Source organism: Allobosea sp. FG18 (genome assembly GCF_057809495.1).
In genome coordinates this window covers 16,454-35,237 of the sequence record NZ_JBMDKB010000021.1, presented here as the reverse complement: position 1 = coordinate 35,237, position 18,784 = coordinate 16,454, and the positions used below count along the sequence as shown (strand labels likewise).

General features: G+C 67.3%; 21 protein-coding genes. 12 read left to right on the top strand and 9 right to left on the bottom strand.

Translation table 11 applies throughout. From position 1 onward, the window contains the following. The first annotated feature begins 134 nt into the window (after nt 1-134). Both ACODTJ_RS21765 and ACODTJ_RS21760 read left to right on the top strand, forming a co-directional pair. Nucleotides 135-1,964 carry a hypothetical protein gene (locus tag ACODTJ_RS21765; protein ID WP_454656343.1) on the top strand — a complete coding sequence of 610 codons (1,830 nt, stop codon included), beginning with the start codon at nt 135-137 and terminating at the stop codon, nt 1,962-1,964. A gap of 45 nt (nt 1,965-2,009) precedes the next feature. After that, nucleotides 2,010-2,723 carry a CatB-related O-acetyltransferase gene (locus ACODTJ_RS21760; protein ID WP_488850039.1) on the top strand — a complete coding sequence of 238 codons (714 nt, stop codon included), beginning with the start codon at nt 2,010-2,012 and terminating at the stop codon, nt 2,721-2,723. On the opposite strand, the gene ACODTJ_RS21755 is transcribed toward ACODTJ_RS21760, so the two are convergent. Genes ACODTJ_RS21755 through aspS form a run of 5 tightly spaced genes read right to left on the bottom strand, consistent with a single transcriptional unit; the run spans nt 2,695 to nt 7,136 of the window. Then, nucleotides 2,695-3,747 carry an acyltransferase family protein gene (locus ACODTJ_RS21755; protein WP_454656341.1) on the bottom strand — a complete coding sequence of 351 codons (1,053 nt, stop codon included), beginning with the start codon at nt 3,745-3,747 and terminating at the stop codon, nt 2,695-2,697. The two genes, ACODTJ_RS21760 and ACODTJ_RS21755, sit on opposite strands and share 29 nt — an antisense overlap. Next, the gene (locus ACODTJ_RS21750; RefSeq protein ID WP_454656340.1) at nt 3,744-4,625 is read right to left on the bottom strand and encodes a glycosyltransferase family 2 protein; all 882 of its coding nucleotides are present in this window, start codon (nt 4,623-4,625) and stop codon (nt 3,744-3,746) included. The genes ACODTJ_RS21755 and ACODTJ_RS21750 overlap by 4 nt, the downstream gene beginning before the upstream one ends. Nucleotides 4,626-4,667: 42 nt before the next feature. Continuing rightward, nucleotides 4,668-4,970 (bottom strand): hypothetical protein, encoded by a 303-nt coding sequence (locus ACODTJ_RS21745; RefSeq protein ID WP_454656339.1) that lies wholly within the window; start codon nt 4,968-4,970, stop codon nt 4,668-4,670. 13 nt (nt 4,971-4,983) lie between these two features. Further along, nucleotides 4,984-5,352, bottom strand: coding sequence for a hypothetical protein (locus ACODTJ_RS21740; protein WP_454656338.1), 369 nt, complete (start codon nt 5,350-5,352; stop codon nt 4,984-4,986). A gap of 5 nt (nt 5,353-5,357) precedes the next feature. After that, nucleotides 5,358-7,136, bottom strand: coding sequence for an aspartate--tRNA ligase (aspS, locus tag ACODTJ_RS21735; RefSeq protein ID WP_454658973.1), 1,779 nt, complete (start codon nt 7,134-7,136; stop codon nt 5,358-5,360). Nucleotides 7,137-7,279: 143 nt separating this feature from the next. On the opposite strand from aspS, the gene rnd reads away from it, so the two are divergent. The 3 genes from rnd to ACODTJ_RS21720 all read left to right on the top strand — a co-directional run bounded on the left by rnd (nt 7,280) and on the right by ACODTJ_RS21720 (nt 9,030). After that, nucleotides 7,280-8,419: a ribonuclease D gene (rnd, locus tag ACODTJ_RS21730; RefSeq protein WP_454656337.1), complete on the top strand. Its 1,140-nt coding sequence runs from the start codon at nt 7,280-7,282 to the stop codon at nt 8,417-8,419. 94 nt (nt 8,420-8,513) lie between these two features. Next, nucleotides 8,514-8,759 carry a type II toxin-antitoxin system Phd/YefM family antitoxin gene (locus ACODTJ_RS21725; RefSeq protein WP_454656336.1) on the top strand — a complete coding sequence of 82 codons (246 nt, stop codon included), beginning with the start codon at nt 8,514-8,516 and terminating at the stop codon, nt 8,757-8,759. Further along, on the top strand, nt 8,749-9,030 hold the full coding sequence (locus ACODTJ_RS21720) for a type II toxin-antitoxin system RelE family toxin (RefSeq protein WP_454656335.1): 282 nt from the start codon (nt 8,749-8,751) through the stop codon (nt 9,028-9,030). The genes ACODTJ_RS21725 and ACODTJ_RS21720 overlap by 11 nt, the downstream gene beginning before the upstream one ends. A gap of 12 nt (nt 9,031-9,042) precedes the next feature. On the opposite strand, the gene fliP is transcribed toward ACODTJ_RS21720, so the two are convergent. Beyond that, nucleotides 9,043-9,810: a flagellar type III secretion system pore protein FliP gene (gene fliP, locus ACODTJ_RS21715; protein ID WP_454658972.1), complete on the bottom strand. Its 768-nt coding sequence runs from the start codon at nt 9,808-9,810 to the stop codon at nt 9,043-9,045. A gap of 155 nt (nt 9,811-9,965) precedes the next feature. After that, nucleotides 9,966-11,303, bottom strand: a complete 1,338-nt coding sequence (locus ACODTJ_RS21710; protein WP_454656334.1) for a hypothetical protein — start codon at nt 11,301-11,303, stop codon at nt 9,966-9,968. A gap of 223 nt (nt 11,304-11,526) precedes the next feature. Between ACODTJ_RS21710 and flgB the strand changes: the two genes are divergently transcribed. From flgB to cckA, 7 genes are all read left to right on the top strand, one after another. Continuing rightward, a complete protein-coding gene (flgB, locus tag ACODTJ_RS21705) occupies nt 11,527-11,928 on the top strand; it encodes a flagellar basal body rod protein FlgB (RefSeq protein WP_454656333.1) in 402 nt (133 codons plus the stop codon). Nucleotides 11,929-11,930: 2 nt separating this feature from the next. After that, entirely contained in the window at nt 11,931-12,341 is a 411-nt protein-coding gene (flgC, locus tag ACODTJ_RS21700; RefSeq protein ID WP_377838759.1) for a flagellar basal body rod protein FlgC, read from the top strand. A 32-nt stretch (nt 12,342-12,373) separates the two neighbouring features. Further along, the gene (gene fliE, locus ACODTJ_RS21695) at nt 12,374-12,697 is read left to right on the top strand and encodes a flagellar hook-basal body complex protein FliE (RefSeq protein ID WP_454656332.1); all 324 of its coding nucleotides are present in this window, start codon (nt 12,374-12,376) and stop codon (nt 12,695-12,697) included. 24 nt (nt 12,698-12,721) lie between these two features. After that, on the top strand, nt 12,722-12,988 hold the full coding sequence (gene fliQ / locus ACODTJ_RS21690; RefSeq protein ID WP_047578234.1) for a flagellar biosynthesis protein FliQ: 267 nt from the start codon (nt 12,722-12,724) through the stop codon (nt 12,986-12,988). Nucleotides 12,989-13,065: 77 nt separating this feature from the next. Further along, on the top strand, nt 13,066-13,821 hold the full coding sequence (gene fliR / locus ACODTJ_RS21685) for a flagellar biosynthetic protein FliR (protein WP_454658971.1): 756 nt from the start codon (nt 13,066-13,068) through the stop codon (nt 13,819-13,821). A gap of 7 nt (nt 13,822-13,828) precedes the next feature. Further along, on the top strand, nt 13,829-14,896 hold the full coding sequence (gene flhB, locus ACODTJ_RS21680) for a flagellar biosynthesis protein FlhB (protein WP_454656331.1): 1,068 nt from the start codon (nt 13,829-13,831) through the stop codon (nt 14,894-14,896). 70 nt (nt 14,897-14,966) lie between these two features. After that, on the top strand, nt 14,967-17,471 hold the full coding sequence (gene cckA / locus ACODTJ_RS21675) for a cell cycle histidine kinase CckA (RefSeq protein WP_488850032.1): 2,505 nt from the start codon (nt 14,967-14,969) through the stop codon (nt 17,469-17,471). Between the two features lie 33 nt (nt 17,472-17,504). Here cckA and ACODTJ_RS21670 read toward each other — a convergent pair whose 3' ends face one another. Next, the gene (locus tag ACODTJ_RS21670; RefSeq protein ID WP_488850030.1) at nt 17,505-17,927 is read right to left on the bottom strand and encodes a DUF1330 domain-containing protein; all 423 of its coding nucleotides are present in this window, start codon (nt 17,925-17,927) and stop codon (nt 17,505-17,507) included. After that, nucleotides 17,927-18,754: a crotonase/enoyl-CoA hydratase family protein gene (locus tag ACODTJ_RS21665; RefSeq protein ID WP_488850028.1), complete on the bottom strand. Its 828-nt coding sequence runs from the start codon at nt 18,752-18,754 to the stop codon at nt 17,927-17,929. Before ACODTJ_RS21665 ends, ACODTJ_RS21670 begins: the two co-directional genes overlap by 1 nt. Between the last annotated feature and the right edge of the window lie 30 nt (nt 18,755-18,784).

Sequence of the window (18,784 nt, the reverse complement as noted above, 5' to 3'; positions counted from 1 at the left end):
GGCCGCGTTCGCCGCCTTTCGGTCAAGCCTTTCGTCATCATATGAATGCGGGATGCCACGCGGCGCCGCCTGACGGCTTTCTTTCGTCATCGGCTTGCGGCAGTTTCGCCGGACCAAAGAACCAGGAGATATCCATGATCGCTGCGCGCCCTCGTCGGACGACGCATCTCGCAGGCACGGCCCTGGCCGCCTTGTTCCTGACCTTCGCGTCCTCGACCTGGGCCGCCGATTTCCAGCTCGACAACGTCAAGATCGACCTCGGCAAGCTGGTGATCAACGCGCCGAAGATCGCGGTCAAAGGCTCGACCCTGGAGAAGGATGCCTTCCTGGCGCTGTTCACTGGCACCGGCGAATCGGCTGCCGGCCGGGCGGCCAAGCTGAACGCCGCCGAGATCAGCGCGCCGGAACTCTCGCTGGTCCAGACGGTCGGCGACCAGAAGCAAACCACGACCTATCGCGACATCCGCCTCACCGATATCCGCGAGGGCAAGGTCGGCCGCGGCGAATCGGCCAGCGCCAGCATCACGGCCGACGGCGCCACGACCGGCCCGATGAAGGGCGAGCTGAAGCGCACTACCTTCGACGCCTTCGACCTGCGCCAGATCACCCGCGTCCTGACCGAGAAGGCAGCGCCCGGCACCAACGAGGCGATGCTGCCGATCATCGGGAATTTCGAGCAGGACGGCTACAACCTGGATATGGGCAAGGCCGGCAAGATGTCGCTCGGCCGCACCACCGCGCGCGGCTTCGCGGCCAAGGTCGGCCCCGAGCCGCTGCTCGAGGTCATGTCCCGCCTCGCGGCGGCGAGCGAAGAGGTCGAGCGCAAGCAGGGCGACAAGACGGCCGATGCCGACAAGTCGCCGACGAAGACCGAGGCCGAACGGCAGCTCGGCCTTTCCGTGCTCTCGCTCTTCGACATGTTCGAATACGGCAGCGGCGAGGCGCGCGACCTCGTCATGACCGTGAACCCGCCGCCGAAGACCACCGCCAAGGGCGACGCCGTCGACATGCGGATCGCCCGCATGGCCTTCGGCGAGAACACCTCGGCGAAATCCGGCTTCGTCATGGAAGGCTTCCAGTTCCGCTCCGGCGAGGCCAAGGGCGGCATCGATTCGATCGGCTATTCCGGCTTCGCTTTCGCTTCCGTCATCCGCGAATTGCGGGCCGCGCTGGCCGAGCCGGATAAGCCGATCGACGAGTTCGATTTCCGCCGCTTCATCCCGACCCTCGGCACCATCCGGCTTGCCGGCATCTCGATCGACGCGCCCGCGATCATAACCGGCAAGGAGCCGGTCAAGATCTCGCTCGGCACCTTCGAGATCAAGGCGGGCGAGCAGTTGAACGGCATCCCGACCAGCCTGGCGCTGACGATCGACAAGCTCGTCACCCCGGTTTCCGAGGCCACCGGCAACCCGGCCGCCAAGGACATGATCGCGATGGGCATCCGCACGCTCGACCTCTCGGCCAAGCTCGACCTCGCCTGGGAGGCAGCCAAGAACGAGATCGCCATTCGCACGCTCTCCTTCGGCAGCGCCGGCCTCGCCCAGATCGAGGCCTCCGGCACGCTCGGCAACGTCACCAAGGACCTGTTCGCCAGCGATCTCGCGCTTGCCCAGGTCGCGGCGCTCGGCGCCACCGCCCGCAACCTGCAGGTCAAGCTGCAGAATTTCGGCCTGGTCGAGAAGCTGGTCGAGAACGAGGCGCGCAAGTCCAAGCGCAAGGTCGAGGATGTCCGCCAGCAGTTCACGATGGTCGCGAGCCTTGGCCTTGCCGCCATTCTCGGCCCGTCCGACGGCGCCAAGAGCGTCGCCGCCGCCGCCGCCCGCTTCGTCGCCAAGCCCGGCACGCTCACCGTCTCCGCCAGCGCCAAGTCGGCGACGGGCCTGGGCCTCGCCGACGTCATCACCATGACGGAGCCGACGGAGATCTTCGAGAAGATCGACCTCAAGGCCGATGCGCAGTGAGCTGAGCATTTTTAAGCGAAGTGGACACCGGTTCGCGTGAAGAAAATGCGACCAACTGAGGATCACGCCGTCGCGCCCGAAGACCGCAACTGGCGCCCCTCCGCCGTCCAGGCGTGGTGGGCGGGCCTGGCGCCCGTCCCCCGCGGCTGGCTGCGCAAGCGCCTGAACCCGGACAACCAGACCCGGCTGCATCTCGCGAAGCTGATCACGCGGCGGCCGGGGCAGTTCACGGTCGGCGCCTATACCTATGGGCGCCCCAAGGTGCGCTTTCCGGAAAGCGGCGCCCGGCTCGTCATCGGGCGCTACGGCTCGATCGCTGAACAGGTCGAGATCCTGCTCGGCGGCAACCACCGCCTCGACTGGGCGACGACCTATCCCTTTCCCGCCCTGCCCGGCCTCTGGCCTCAGGCGGGTGCGCGATCGGATTATCATTCGTCGCGCGGCGACGTCGTTATCGGGCACGACGTCTGGCTCGGCTCGCAATGCATGGTGATGTCGGGCGTTACGATCGGCCATGGCGCCGTGGTCGCGGCGCGCTCCGTCGTCACGCGCGACGTGCCGCCCTATGCGATCGTCGCCGGCAATCCGGCCCGTGTCGTCAGGTATCGCTTCGACGAAACCCGGATCGCAGCACTCGTCGAAACCGCCTGGTGGAACCGGCCTCGCGCCGAGATCGAACCGCTGATCCCGCTGCTGCTGTCAGAGCAGATCGACGCGTTGCTGGAAGCGCTCAGGAAGCGCCCATCAGCCGGCGCTTGAGCCCGAGCGCCGGCTTCTCGATCAGGTACCAGGACAGCGCCGCCACGACGACGGTCACGGCCAGCGACGGCCAGAGCAGCGCCACCGCGCCAAGCGAGGGGAACAGCGCGTGCAGCGCCTGCTGCACTGGCCAGCCATAGAGATAGACACCGTAAGAGAGATCGGCCGGCGGCTCGACCGAGCGCCGTGTCAGGGCCGGCGCCAGCGCCAGCACGAGAACGCCCCAGGCTGTGACGAGATAAAGCGCCGCCTTGTAGAACGGCGTGAAGGAGAGCGGCACCAGCGCGAGCAGCGCAACGGCCAGCAGCGGCAGCGAGAGCGGCACCTTCTCGCGATAGAGATAGACGACGCCACCGGCGAGGAAGATCAGCGGCAGGCGCAGCGCCGTCTCCGTGCCCTTCGAACCATGCGGCGCCATGACCTCACGCAGGACGACGGCCAGCGTCAGCACCAGGAGCGCCGCCAGCGCGAGACGCGGCCGCGCCAGTATTCCGGCGAGCCCCGCGACGAGCACACCGAGATAGCACAGCGTCTCGTATTTCAGCGTCCACACCGTCCCCAGCGGGAAGGGCAACGGGTTGGTCTCGAAGACGCCAGGCAAGGCCGCCGCGCTCTTGAAGGTGGTGAGCGTGCCCGAGATGAAGCGCCACAGCCGCGGGTCGCTGAAATAGGCGGATCGGTCGAGTGTCGTCATCGCTGCGCCCAGCACGAGCGCGACGATCAGCGTCGCCGCGATCAGCCCCGGCGCGATCCTGAGCAGGCGCGCCACGACATAGTCGCGCCAGCCGCGCCTGACGAAGCTCATCGTCACCAGAAAGCCGGAGACCGCGAAGAAACCGTTGACCGCATGCTCACCCAGCGTGAAGCCCGTCGTCTGGAACCAGGGCTCCTGCTCCACCCGCCCGTCTGTGACGCTGAAGGCATGCGACACCACGACAGCGAGAGCCATCTCGAGCCGGAGCAGGCCGAAATTATTGTGCGGATTAGCGAGCGCCTCCGCGACCGTGGACCGAGGCCCGCTCATGGCATCTCCCCCAGCCCCTCATGGGCGAGCGCCGTCTCGCCACGCCGCCAGGCACGCGCGCCGGCGGCCGAGCCAGCATGCGCGAACATCTTCTCGCGCTTCAGCAAAAGCCCGTAGCCCGCAGCCTTGCCGATATTCTCCAGCATGCGGATCGGCCCTGGCCCGGCGAGCCCGTATTTCCGGGCGATGTAGTGCTCGGACCAGGCGAGGTGCCAGCGCGCCTTGAAGCGCCGCTGCGGCGACGGCGCCGTCGAGCGGCCACGGCCATGGCGCGCCTCGGCTTCATGGACATGGACAAGCGCATGGCCGGCATCGCGCATGCGCCGGCACAGATCGTCATCCTCGTAGAACAGGAAGATTGCCGGGTCGAAGCCGCCGAGCGCGACGAAGGCCTCGCGCCGGATCAGCAGGCAGGCCCCCGACAGGAAGGGAAGGCAGGCATCGCCTTCCGGGATCGCCATGGCACCTGAGCGATTGAGATGCGGAGGCGAAAGCAGCGAGCGCGGCTGCAGGAAGATGCGGCCCGACGGCTCGACGATGCGCGGCGCCAGCATTCCGGCATCGGGATAGCGTTCGGCGGCCGCGAGAAGCGCCGCGGCAGCGCCCTTCGTCAGTTCAAGATCCGGATTGACGATCAGCACATACGACGTGTCGGCTACGACGACGCCGAGATTGTTGGCCCGGCCATAACCCTCGTTGCGGGCATTCGCGATCACCCGCGCGCCCTTCGCCACCGCGATGGCGCGGCTGTCGTCGCCGCTGGCATTGTCGACGACGATGGCGGGCACGCCCTCCCCGGCCAGCGCATCGAGGCAGGCGGGCAGGACCTCGGCGCTGTCATAGCTGACGACGATGGCGGTGATGGCGGCGGCGGGCATTGCCGCCTTGTGGCCATGTCGGGAGGCCGGAAGCAAGCGATTTCAGCGGCGCGCGAGCGCGCCGATTTCGCCCTTGATCCGCTCGCGCTCGCCAGCCTCGCAGCGATGCGGCGCCTTGTAGGACTTCACGGCATAGCCGGCATTGGCCGCGACGAAGCGTTGCCGATCCTGTCGATCGAGTCGCGCGATAATCCGGCTGCGATCGACCTGCAGGCCGCAATCATAGGCGCGCGAGACGGTGGCTGCGGCATACTCCACCGTGCCGGGCATCGGCCCGACGGCCGTGCAAGCCGCGAGCACCGCGCACAGAGCCGTTGCAGCGGCAAGCTTAGGGGACGAAGGCATCGGCACGGGCAGCTCAGAGCGTGTTGAAATCCCCGGCCCGGATACGGCCCATCCGCACCTTCAGCTCCGCCCGCTCCTCGGCCGTGCAAGGCTGCGGCTTGACGCCCTGATTGATCATCTCGGCTTCGGAGACACCGACATAAGCCGAGCGTGCAGCCGCGATCTGCTGGTCGTCGGCGCCCCTCGCCTTCTCGGCCGCGAGGAAACGGTCGAGCGTCGTGCGCTGCGGCGAGCCGGCCTTGCAGGCCGTGGCGCGTGACACTGTCGTCGCCAAAGTCGAGGCACGGCCGGCGCTGCTGTCGCCGGCGGCGACGCAGGCGCCGAGCAGCGGCGCAAGAAGACAGGCGAGCGGCAGCGCCCGCCCGATCGACAGCAAGGCCATGGACGTCAGCCGTTCTTCTCGGGAGCGTTGATCCGCAGATGCGCCTCGCGCAGCTGCTTCGGCGTCGCCTCGGCCGGTGCCCCCATCAGCAGATCGACGGCCTGCTGGTTCATCGGGAACAGCGCGACCTCGCGCAGGTTCGTCGCGCCGGCCAGCAGCATGATGATGCGGTCCACGCCCGCCGCCATGCCGCCATGTGGCGGAGCGCCGTACTGGAACGCGCGATACATGCCGCCGAAGCGCTCGATCACCGTTTCCTCGCCATAGCCGGCGATCTCGAAGGCTTTCACCATCGCTTCGGGGCGATGGTTGCGGATGCCGCCGGAGGCCAGCTCGAAGCCGTTGCAGGCGATGTCGTACTGGAAGGCCTTGAGCGAGAGCGGATCTTCCTCGGTCAGCGCCTTCAGGCCGCCCTGCGGCATCGAGAAGGGGTTGTGCGAGAAATCGACCTTCTTCTCGTCCTCGTTGTACTCGAACATCGGGAAGTCGACGATCCAGGCGAAGGCATAGGCGTTCTCGTCGATCAGCCCGAGCTCGGAACCGACCTTGTTCCGGGCGCTGCCGGCGAACTTGTAGAACTTGTCCGGGTCGCCCGCGACGAAGAAGCAGGCATCGCCGCCCTTGAGTCCCATCTGCTTGATGATCGCGGCGACGCGCTCAGGTCCGATGTTGTTGGCGATCGGCCCCTGGCCCTCGCCGTCTTCCTTGACCATCAGGTAGCCGAGGCCCGGCTGCCCCTCGCCCTGCGCCCAGGAGTTCATCCGGTCGCAGAAGGCTCTGCTGCCGCCGCCCGGCGCAGGGATCGCCCAGACGCGGTTCTTCTCGCCTTCGAGGATGCGCGCGAAGACCTTGAAGCCCGAGCCGCGGAAATGCTCGGAGATGTCCTGCATGATGAGCGGGTTGCGCAGGTCCGGCTTGTCGGAGCCGTATTTGGCGATGGCTTCGGCATAGGGAATGCGCGGCCAGTTGCGCGCGACTTTTTTGCCCTCGGCGAACTCCTCGAACACGCCGGTAATGACCGGCTCCATCGTCGCGAAGACGTCTTCCTGCTCGACGAAGCTCATCTCGACGTCGAGCTGGTAGAACTCGCCCGGCAGACGGTCGGCGCGCGGGTCCTCGTCGCGGAAGCAGGGCGCGATCTGGAAGTAGCGGTCGAAGCCCGCCATCATCAGAAGCTGCTTGTACTGCTGCGGCGCCTGCGGCAGCGCGTAGAATTTGCCGGCATGCAGGCGGCTCGGCACCAGGAAGTCGCGCGCGCCTTCCGGCGAGGACGCGGTCAGGATCGGCGTCTGGAACTCGGAGAAGCCCGAATCCTTCATGCGGCGGCGCATCGAGTCGATGACCTTGGTGCGCAGCATGATGTTGTTGTGCAGCTTCTCGCGACGCAGGTCGAGGAAGCGGTACTTGAGGCGGGTATCCTCGGGATATTCGAGGTCGCCGAAGACCGGCAGCGGCAATTCGGCCGAAGGGCCGAGCACTTCGATCGCCGTCGCGAAGACCTCGACCGCACCGGTCGGCAGGTTGGCGTTCTCGGTGCCGGCGAGGCGGGCCTTGACCTTGCCGTCGATGCGCACGACCCATTCCGAGCGCAGCGTCTCGGCCTCGGCGAAAGCCGGCGAATCGGGGTCGATGACGACCTGCGTCATGCCGTAATGGTCGCGCAGGTCGATGAAGAGCACGCCGCCATGGTCGCGGATGCGATGGCACCAGCCGGAGAGGCGGACATTCTGGCCGATGTCGCTGTCACGGAGCGCGCCACAGGTATGGGAACGATAGCGATGCAGGGTCACGGGCTCAGTCTTTCGGAAATGCGTCGGTGGCCGGCGCGAAGCGCCAGCCACAGCTTGGGGCTAACCACACGCGCGCGCCCGAAATGTCAAGAACGCCCGCGACATCCTGCGGCTCTCTCTGCTAAGACGACGACATCATGCATCTGATTTCCGATACCGCCGCGCTCTCCGCCGCCTGCGATCGCCTCGCGACCCATCCTTTCGTCACGGTCGACACCGAGTTCCTGCGCGAGACCACCTATTACCCCAAGCTGTGCCTGATCCAGATCGCCTCGCCGGACGAGGCGGTACTGGTCGACCCGCTTTCACCCGATCTCGACCTCACCCCGTTCTTCGGGCTGATGGTCAACGAGAACGTGGTCAAGGTCTTCCACGCCGCCCGGCAGGACCTGGAAATCGTCTGGCTTCTCGGGCGCGTGCTGCCGACCCCGCTCTTCGACACGCAGGTCGCGGCCATGGTCTGCGGTTATGGCGACTCGGTCGGCTACGAGCAGCTCGCCAACGACCTCGCCAAGGCGCGCATCGACAAGTCCTCGCGCTTCACCGACTGGTCTCGCCGCCCGCTGACGGAGGCGCAGCTGTCCTACGCCGAATCGGACGTCACGCATCTGCGCGACATCTATCTCGCCTTGAAGGCCGATCTCGATGCCACCGGCCGCGAGAACTGGGTGGCTGAGGAGATGTCCGTACTGACCTCGCCCGCGACCTACGAGGTCAAGCCGGAGAATGCCTGGCAGCGCCTCAAAGGCCGCATCCGCAAGCCGCGCGAGCTTCCGAACCTGATGGAGATCGCCGCCTGGCGCGAGCGCGAGGCGCAGACCCGCGACGTGCCGCGCCAGCGCGTGCTCAAGGACGATGCGCTGATGGATATCGTCCAGCGCGGCCCGCGCTCGGTCGAGGCGCTCGCCGAATTGCGCTCCGTCCCCAACGGCTTCGAGCGCTCGCGCAACGGCGCCGAGGTTCTGGCCGCGATCGAGCGCGCCGCCGCCCTCGATCCCAAGACCCTGCCCCGGCTGGAGCGCGAGCGCGGCCGTCCGACCAATGCCGCGGTGCTCGACCTGCTCAAGGTCCTGCTCAAGGCGGTGGCGGATGCCGAGCGCGTCGCCCCCAAGATCATCGCCTCGACCGACGATCTCGAGGCGATCGCCTCCGACGACCTCGCCCAGGTCCCGGCCCTGCAGGGCTGGCGCCGCAGCGTCTTCGGCGAGAAGGCATTGGCGCTCAAGGACGGCTCGCTCAGCCTGCGCATCCAGCGCGGCCGGGTGGTCGTGGGCTGACGGCCTCTGGCGACGCCGAATGCACCACGCTATATTGACCTTAATTCAGACCTGAAATTGGCATCTTATTTTCGGGTCGAGTTAAGGGGAAGCCATGCAGCGCGTCGAAGCTGAGATCGCCGTCAGCGTCTCCGATCTCGAGAAGAATCCTACTGCCGTGGTCGATGGCGCGCGGGGCAATCCGGTCGCGATCCTGAATCACAATCGCGTCATGGCCTATATGGTGCCGGCCGACACTTATGAGGCGCTGGTCGATGCGCTCGACGATCAGGTTCTCATCGAGATCGTCCGGGCGCGGGCCGGCGAAAAGGGCGAGCCGGTCGGTCTCGATGAGCTATAAGCTCGAATTCCTGCCATCCGCACGGAAGGAATGGGACAAGCTCGGCGTGACGTTGCGCGAGCAGTTCAAGAAAAAGCTCGGTGAGCGACTGGCGCATCCAAGGGTGCCCGCTGACGCCCTGCATGGCCTGCCGGATCACTACAAGATCGAATTGCGCGCCGCGGGCTATCGGCTGGTCTATCGCGTCGAGGACGAGCGGATCACGGTCGTGGTCGTTGCCGTCAGCAAGCGCGAACGCTCACAAGTCTACGACGCCGCGAAAAAGCGATGAGACTTACCCCATCTACCCGCTGCCGTAGCTCTTCACCAGCGAGCCCGCGACAAGCCCCCAGCCGTCGACCAGCACGAAGAAGATCAGCTTGAACGGCAGCGCCACCGTCACTGGCGGCAGCATCATCATGCCCACCGACATCAGGATCGAGGCCACCACCAGGTCGATGATCAGGAAGGGCACGAACAGCAGGAAGCCGATCTCGAAGGCGCGGCGCAGTTCCGAGATCATGAAGGCCGGGATCAGAACCTCGACACCGATATCCTGCTGCGTCTGCGGACGCGGCCCCTGCGACATGTCGAGGAACAGCGCCAGGTCCTTCTCGCGGACATGCCTGAGCATGAAGGTCTTGAAGGGCACGACGCCGCGATTATAGGCCTCCTGCGGCTGGATCTGCCCGGCGACCAGCGGCTGGACCGCCGTCGTGTAGGCCTCGCGCAAGGTCGGCGCCATCACGAATCCGGTCAGGAACAGGGACAGTCCGAGGATCACGGCATTGGGTGGCGCGGTCTGCGTGCCCAATGCCGAGCGCAGCAGCGACAGTACGACCACGATCCGGGTGAACGACGTCACCATGATCAGGATGGACGGCGCCAGCGACAGCACCGTGATGACGGCGATGAGCTGGAGCGCCCGCTCCGCCACGCCGCCGCCCTGCCCGAGGTCGAGCGACAGTGTCTGCGGCAGTGCCGGCACGCTCTGGAGCACAAGCAGCAGCGCGGCCGCCGCCAGGGCACGCCCGCCTCGAAACCGTCTCGCTCGTCCGCCGATGACCTTCACGCGCGCCGCCACTGCCCGACTCAACCGATCGGGTGCGCCTGAAGCTAGCCACGCGAAAACGCCGCGCAACCGGTGCGCGGCGTCATAAGGCTGGAGAGCCGACAATCCTGTTGATGGCCCGCCGCCCGAAGGCGCTCAGGCCGTGCGCCCCTGCCTCAGGACTTGGCCTTGGGATCCCGGCCAAGCAGCCGGGCGAACTCGGCTTCGATCGCGTCCACAGAGAAGGGATCGATCTCCTTGGTCGCGGGCTCGGCCGGCTTTTCGGACTCAGGCTGCGGCTTGGGAGCTTCGACCGGAGCCGGCTCTTCCGCGATCGCGACAGGCGCCGGCTCGACGAAAGCGGGCTCGTCGACAATCGGCTCTGGCACGGGATCCGGGGTCGGTTCCGACTCCGGCTCCGACGGCTCCGGATGATGGATCTCGGCCGGCTTCGGTTCGAACAGCTTCGGCTCCGGCGCCTTCGAAAGCGGGCGATCCAGCGAAAGCCCGAGCGCGGCAGCAAGCTCGGCCTCGACATCGCTCGGGATCGGCTTCTGGCGCGGCGGAGCGACCGGGGCCGGCGCCACGACGGGCTCGGATACGATCTCCGGTTCCGGAGCCAGCGGCTCGATGTGAGGCGCCGCCGCTTCCACCGGCGCCAGCTCCGCCTCGACGACGGGCGCAGGCGCAAATGTCTCGACGGGCGCGGGCGGCTCGACAGCCGGCGCAGCGCTCGCGACAGGCGCCTCGCTGCCGAGATTGGCCGGACGCACGGCGGAGAAGGGCCGCTTCAGCGCCTCTTCCAGCTGGCGCGTCATGTCGTCGAGCTCGCCGGGGCTGACGGCCGGCTGCGGCGCATGTTCGCGCGCGAAGCTCGGCGCCGGCCCGGTCGTGACCGGGGGCACCGGCATGGCCGGAGCGGCAGGCTTGGCAGGGGCAGCAACCGCCTCGCCCGCGGCAGCGACGCCGAGAGCGGCGGCGACACCCGCGGTCGCGGCCGTGGACGCAGAGATCGTCGCAGGCGGCTCGACGGGCACGGAAACGGGGCGGGTCGGCAGCGGTGGCAGCAGTTCCGGCCCTTCGGGATAACCGGTGCGGCGTGCCTCATCCCCTGCCCGCAAGGCGGGCTCGCTCGGCGGAACCAGCGTCTCGAACGGCGGCAACGGCCGGTCCATCGCGGCGGTATCGGCATAGCTCGGCGGCGCGGCGCGGCTGCCGCTGCGCAGGATGTTCGTCTCGACCACGACATCGGACGCACCGCCGATCATCAGCAGATGCTCGATATTGTCACGCCGGATCAGCACGAGCTGACGCTGGCGATCAAGGTCGTAGGTGTCGACGACGCCGAGCCGGGGCTGGCGCTGCCGCCCCCCGGCCTGGCTGCGCAGCCGCAGGCGTCCGCCCTTGATCTGCCGCACGAACAGGCCGAGCAGCGCGAGAAGCACGAGAACGACGATGATCGCGACAATCGCCCTCTGCGGGGTCGTAAGTTCCAATCCGAACAAGCTCTGCAAGGTATGCCTCTTAACGCCACGGCGGCCCGGACGGCCGTTAAGTCCCGCCCATTGTTCAACACCTTGGCTATAGCATAACGCTTTCGCTATCGGGAAACATGGTGAACGCGTGGTTAATCACACCTGCGAAAGCCCGCCTCTTTAACCGGATATTAACCATGAACCCGGCAGGATTTGCCCAGTAGTCCCGCCTCGCCGGCGGCGATAACGGGGAGCTGGAGCCATGGCGAACGACGGATTCAGCCTCAGTGGCGGCCTGATGCAGGCGCTGAAGACGCGCATGCATTACCAGCAGTCGCGCCAGAAGGTGCTCGCCGAGAACGTCGCCAATGCCGACAGCCCCGGCTTTCGCCCGGTCGATCTGAAGCCGCCGAGCGCCGATCCGGCCAGAGCCGGCGTAGCGGTCGCCCGCACCAGCGCCGGCCATATGAGTCTGACGAACAGCAATGGCGGCTTCGACGGTACCGGCGCCCCGCGCTTCGAGACCACGCCCAACGGCAATGCGGTCAATCTCGAGGACGAGATGCTCAAGGTCGCGCAGAACCAGTCCGACTATCAGCTCGCCGCCTCGCTTTACAGCAAGGGCCTCGGCCTGATGAAGATCGCGATCGGGAAAGGCCGCTGATCATGGACCTGATCAAGAGCATCGCCGTCGCCGCCTCCGGCCTGCGCAGCCAGTCCGGGCGCATGCGCGTCATCTCCGAGAACATCGCCAATGCCGATTCGGGCCCCGAGCGCGCCGGCGCCGAGCCCTATCGCCGCAAGGTCCCGACCTTCCAGCGCCATTTCGACCGCACGCTCGACGCCCAGCTCGTCGCGCTCGGCAAGGTCCAGCGCGACCAGAGCGCCTTCAAGACCAAGCACGAGCCCGGCAACCCGGCCGCCGACGCCAATGGCAACGTGCAGATGCCGAACGTCAATTCGCTGGTCGAGATGGTCGACATGCGCGAGGCCCAGCGCAGCTACGAAGCCAATCTCAACCTGATCTCTTCGACGCGCCGGATGATCCAGCGCACCATCGACATCCTGCGCGCCTGAACAACGCGGCTCCAGAAGGGGACTGAATCGCCATGGCCACTCCGGGCTTCGCCGCCGGCGCCTACGCCAACATCCAGGGGATGGGTGCCGGCAATCTGATGCGCAAGCCGCTCGCCACGGGCGGCGCGGAAGCGGGTGGGCCGGATTTCTCGGCCCTGCTCGGCAAGGCGCTCGATGCGACGGCGGATGCCGGGCGCAAGGCCGATGCCCAGACGGCGAGCGTCGCCGGCGGCCGCGCCGACATCGTCAATGTCGTGACGGCGGTGGCAGAGAGCGAGGCCGCGATCGAGACCCTGGTCGCCGTGCGCGACCGCGTCATCGCGGCCTATGAAGAAATCATGCGGATGCCGGTCTGACGGCCTCAGGATCGGATAGAGATCATGACTTCCGGAGCCATTCTCGACATCGCCCGCGACGGCATCGTCGTCTTCCTCAAGGTCGGCGGCCCGCTGATGGTGATCGCGCTCGCGGTCGGTCTCATCGTCTCGCTGATCCAGGCGCTCACGCAGATCCAGGAACAGACGCTGGTCTTCGTGCCGAAGATCGTCGCCGTCTTTGCCGCGCTGCTGCTGTTTCTCCCGTTCATGGGAGACGCGCTGGCGGGTTATATGGGGCGAGTCGCCGCCCGAATCGCCACGGGCGGATGAGCCCGTCGCGCCTGCTGCCGGCCTTGGCCGGCGCGGGTTCGCGGCGCACCCATTGGCGCGAAGGTGCCCGCGGCACGATGCAAATCGCGATCCTGCCCGAGATCAGCGCTATTTTCGTGCTCGTCTTCGCGCGGGTCGGCACGCTCGTCATGCTCATGCCGGGCATCGGCGAGCGTTTCATCTTCTCGCGGGCGCGGCTGTCTCTCGCCTTCTTCATCGCCCTGATGATCGTGCCGATCGCCCGGCCCTCCCTGCGGGTGCCCGGCGACGTCTCCGGCGTCGTCGCCCTGCTGATCGGCGAATTGCTGGTCGGCCTCGTCATCGGGCTCTGCGCCCGGCTGGTGATGGCCTGCCTGCAGACCGCCGGCACGCTCGTCGCGCAGACCATGGGGCTGGGCTTCGCCATGACGGTCGACCCGACCGGCGGCATGCAGAACCCCTCGATCGGCAACTTCCTGACGATGCTCGGCATCACGCTGATCCTGACCACGGACCTGCACCACATCGCCATCGCCGCGATCCATGAAAGCTACCGCCTGCTGCCGCCGGGCGGCGCCGTCGACCTGACGGACACGATGGCGCTCGCCGTCCGCTCGACAGCGCGCGGCTTTGCGCTCGCGATCCAGATCTCGGCGCCCTTCCTCGTCTTCGGCCTGCTGTTCAATCTCGGGCTGGGCGTGCTCGCGCGGATGATGCCGCAGCTGCAGGTGTTCTTCCTCGCCGTGCCGGCCTCGATCATGGGCGGCATGCTCGTCCTGCTCGTCGTGCTCAGTGTGATGATGAGCGTCTTCATCGACGACCTCGGCGCCTTCCTCCGTCAGTTCACAGGCTGAGGCTGCGATGTCCGAGGAAGCCGACAACGAAGACAAAACAGAAGACCCGACCCAGCGAAAGCTGGACGAAGCCACTGAGAAAGGCGACGTCCCCAGATCGCAGGAGATCGGGACCTTCTTCGTGCTCTGCGGCTTCACGCTCTCCCTGCTGGTCGCCGCCGGCTGGTCCTCCCGTGAGGCGATGCTGTCGCTGCGCTCCTTCCTGATGAACGCGCACCAGGTCCCCTCCGATGGCGCCTCCTTCATGCAGATCACGCAGCGCGGCGTGCTGACTGGCTTCATGGCGCTCGGCCTGCCCTTCGCCTTCATCCTCTGCGCGGGCCTTGCCGGCGCGATGCTCCAGCACAAGCCGCTATGGACCTTCGAGCCGCTGATGCCGAAATTCGACCGCATCTCGCCGATGGCCGGCGCCAAGCGGCTGTTCGGCAAGGAGGCCTGGGTCAACTTCGCCAAGGGTCTCGCCAAGACCGCCCTGATCGGTATCGTCGTCTGGCTCACGCTCTGGGGCCAGCATGACCGGCTCGAAGGCTTCGCCCAGATGGGCGTCGAGGCGCTGATGCCGGCGACGCTCTCGCTCGCGATCCAGCTGATGGGCGCGGTCCTCGCCCTCTTCGCGATCATCGCCATCGGCGATTTCGGCTGGCAACGCTTCTCCTGGTACCAGCGCCAGAAGATGACCAAGCAGCAGATGAAGGACGAGTTCAAGAACTCGGAAGGCAATCCCGAGGTCAAGGCGAAGCTGCGCCAGATCCGCGCCCAACGCGTCGGCAAGCGCATGATGGCGGCGGTGCCCAAGGCCACCGTGATCATCACCAACCCGACCCACTTCGCCGTAGCCCTGCAATACGAGCCCGGCATGGCGGCGCCGCTCTGCCTCGCCAAGGGCGTCGATGCGATAGCCCTGAAGATCCGCGAGGTCGCCGGCGAGCATCGCGTGCCGATCGTCGAGAACCCGCCGCTCGCGCGCGCGCTCCACGCCACGGTCGGCATCGACGAAGAAATTCCTGTCGAACACTATCAGGCTGTCGCCGAAGTCATCGGATACGTCTTGCGCCTGAAGGGCCGGCGCGCCTAACTCGACAGGGATGCGAAGGAAGCTTGGCCGCCGGTTTCCGCGCGGCCGCAAGGGAACGGACTCCACCGCAATGAGCGGCACCACGGCGACCAACACGATCGATCGCTCCGACAAGCCCGGCCATATCGGCATCATCCTGCTGGTCGCGGGCGTGCTGGTGGGCGCGGCGATCGCGCTCGGCTTCCTCGCCAATGAATGGGCGCAGCCCCTGATACTTGGCCTGCTCGCCATCCTCTCGGTCGTCGGCGTCTTCGGCCTCTTCGCCTTCGCCATCGGCCTCGTGCAGTTTTCCGGCCGCGCCGCCCGCAACGACCTGACCAAGGCGATCGTCGACCGCGCCGACGATGGCATCGTCGTGACCGAGAGCGAGAACGAGATCGTCTATGCCAACGAGGCCTATCTCGCGCTGGCGGGCGCCACCGGCGCCAATGACCTGAAGCCGGTTGGCCGCCTGCTGACCGGCCGCGCCGATGTCTCGGAAGCGATCTACCGGCTTGCCACCGCCGCCCGCGAGCATCGTCGCCTCGTCGAGGAGGTCCGCCTCGAGCCCGCCCTGAACGAGCGCGGCGAGGTCGGCTGGTACCGCGTCCGCGTCTCGCCGGTGCGCCGCGAGGCCACGACCGCGACGATCTGGTCGGTCTCCGACATCACGCCCGAGCGCGAGCGCCAGGAAAACGCCTTCCAGGAGCTCCAGCACGCGATCGACTATCTCGACCACGCGCCGGCCGGCTTCATCTCGATCGATGCCGATGGCGAGATCTCCTATCTCAACGCCACCCTCTCCGGCTGGCTCGATTTCGACCTCGCCCGCTTCGGCTCGGGCGGCCTGCATCTCGAGGATGTCTGTACCTCCTCCGCCGCCGCCCTGATCCAGGCGATCCGCGGCCAGCCCGGCGATGTCCGCGTCGAGGTGCTCGATGTCGACCTGAAGCGCCGCAACGGCGCCCCACTGCCCGTGCGCCTGCACCATCAGGTCGCCTTCGGGCAGGACGGCCGCGCCGGCCCCTCGCGCACCCTCGTGCTCAACCGCACGGCCGGCGAGGCCGGGGCCGATGGCGGCAGCGATGCCGAAGTCCGCTTCGCCCGCTTCTTCCATTCGACGCCGATGGCGATCGCCACCGTCGACGAGGCCGGCGCGATCCTGCATTCCAACGCCGCCTTCGCCCGCCTGATCCCGGCGGGCCTCAGGCCCCGCACCATCCACGACCTCGTCGCCTCCGGCGCCGGGCTCAACGAGGCGCTGGCCGAGGTGGTCGCCGGGCGCTCGGGCGGCGCGCCGCTCGACCTCGCGCTTGCCGGCGAGGACGGCCGCTCGGCCAAGCTCTACCTCACCCCCGTCGCCGGCACCGAAGGCGGCGATGGCGAGCGCGCCATCGTCTATGCACTGGAGACCACCGCCGAGCGCAAGCTGCGCGACAACATGGACCAGGCCGGCAAGATGCAGGCGGTCGGCCAGCTCGCCGGCGGCATCGCGCACGATTTCAACAACGTGCTGCAGGTCATCATCAACGCCTCCGAGTTCCTGCTGGCGAGCCACCGGCCGACCGATCCGTCCTTCCCGGACATCATGCAGATCAAGCAGAATGCCTACCGCGCCGCGGCGCTGGTACGGCAGCTCCTCGCCTTCTCGCGCCGCCAGACGCTGCGCCCGCAGGTGCTGGAGCTCGGCGAGGTGCTTTCCGACCTCTCGCTGATGCTGAAGCGCGTCGTCGCCGACAAGGTCACGCTCGATGTCCGCCAGGGCCGTGATCTCTGGCCGGTCAAGGCCGATCTCGGCCAGCTCGAGCAGGTCATCGTCAACCTCGCCGTCAACGCCCGCGACGCCATGCCGGACGGCGGCAAGCTCGCGGTCCGCACCCGCAACGTCGCCCGCGAGGACTGCGCCTCCTTCGGCCACGAGGCCCTGCCGGCCGACAATTACGTCCTGCTGGAGGTCGAGGATACCGGCACCGGCATCCCTCAGGAGCATCTCGACAAGATCTTCGAGCCGTTCTTCACCACCAAGGAGGTCGGCAAGGGCACCGGTCTCGGCCTCTCCATGGTCTACGGCATCGTCAAGCAGACCGGCGGCTACGTCTTCGTCGACTCGACCATCGGCAAGGGCACGGCCTTCCAGATCTTCCTGCCGCGCCATGTGCCGAGCCAGGAGGAGATCGCCGCCGAGGCCGCCGCCAAGGAGGCGCCGAAGAAGCTCGCCGCCGACCATACCGGCGCCGGCGTCATCCTGCTGGTCGAGGACGAGGACGCGGTGCGCGCGCTCAATGCCCGCATGTTGGTCTCGCGCGGCTACACCGTCCATGAGGCGGCATCGGGCGTCGAGGCGCTCGACCTCTTCCTGCAGAACGACGGCAAGATCGACCTCGTCGTCTCCGACGTGGTGATGCCGGAAATGGACGGCCCGACGCTGCTCGGCGAATTGCGCAAGCGCAACCCGAACACCAAGGTCGTCTTCGTCTCCGGCTATGCGGAGGAAGCCTTCCGCAAGAACCTGCCGGAAGGCGAGGAATTCCACTTCCTGCCCAAGCCCTTCACGATGAAGCAGCTCGTCGAGACGGTGAAGGCGGCGATGGGCTAAAGGCCGGCGACCTCACGGCCGCCAGCCCTGGCTTCAGGCGTTTGAGAAGCGCGAGCCCGCAACGCTCGCGCCGTATCGTACGAGCCGGCAGTCCTTCACGGCCGCCAGTCGGTGTTGCATCGCCTCACGGTAGACGGGATCGCGAAACAGCGCCGCGAAAGCCTCGACGCTTGGATATTCGGCAATGAAGCAGACATCCCAATTTTCTGCTTCAGGCCCGATCAGCATCTGCTCAAAGCGGCCCCGCCACAGGATGCGCCCACCCAACCGCGCCAGGACCGGCTCGCTGATCCGGCCGTAGGCGGAGAAGGCCTCGACCCCAGATCCACCTCGCCCGTCAGGATACTGCGCCAGCTCATGCAGGCGAATCAGGTTGAGCATCTGGACCGGCCCCGCCCTGTCCGCAGCGCGGAAGGCGGCCAAGCTCTCGCGTGAAAAGGTGGTATGGTCCGTCATCACGTCTCTCCCCGTCCCGCAGTCCGCGACCAGGAGCCGATATAGCGCGGAGCGCGCCGCCCCATCCACGCATCCAGCCCCTCACGCAGGTCCGCGGTCGGTGCAATGCGTGCGAACTGCTCGCTCTCGATCAAGAGCCCTTCGCCGATGCTGGCATTGATGCCACGGGTGACCGCCGCCAGGATGCTGGCCGTCGCCAGCGGGGAATGCCGCATGATCCGCTGGGCCAGCTCATGCGCTGCCGGCAGCAGATCATGATGCGCCGCGACGTGATTGACCAGCCCCAGCTCCAGCGCCCGCGCAGCTGGGAAGGGATCCCCGGTCAGGAGCAGCTCCAGCGCGCGCTTTCGGCCGGCCAGCCGCGGCAGGCGCTGCGTCCCACCGAAGGTCGGCGGCATGCCGAGATTGATCTCCGGCTTGGCGAAGATCGCCCGCTCGCTCGCGATGGCGAGCGGAACCGCTTCTGTAATTTCGCAGCCGCCGCCATAGGCGAGACCGTTCACTGCGGCGATCACCGGCTTGCAGAACGCTTCCAGCCGTGCGGTCAGCCGTTGGCCGCGCCGAACGAAGTCGCGCACCGCGGTCTCCGGGCTCGAGGCGACGCTGCCTGAGAACTGGGGAATGTCGCCCCCCGCGGAAAAGGCGCGTTCCCCGGCGCCCGTCAGGATGACGACACGAATGGCCGGGTCGTCCTCGATGACGTCGAGATGGGCGAGCAGCCGGTCGATCAACTCGTAGCTCAGCGCATTGAGCTTGTCGGGCCGGTTAAGTGTCAGCGTGGCGATTCCGCCAGCGCTGGCGAAGAGAACGGGATCATGGTCAGGCATGAAAACCTCCTGGGTCATCGACCGCGGAAG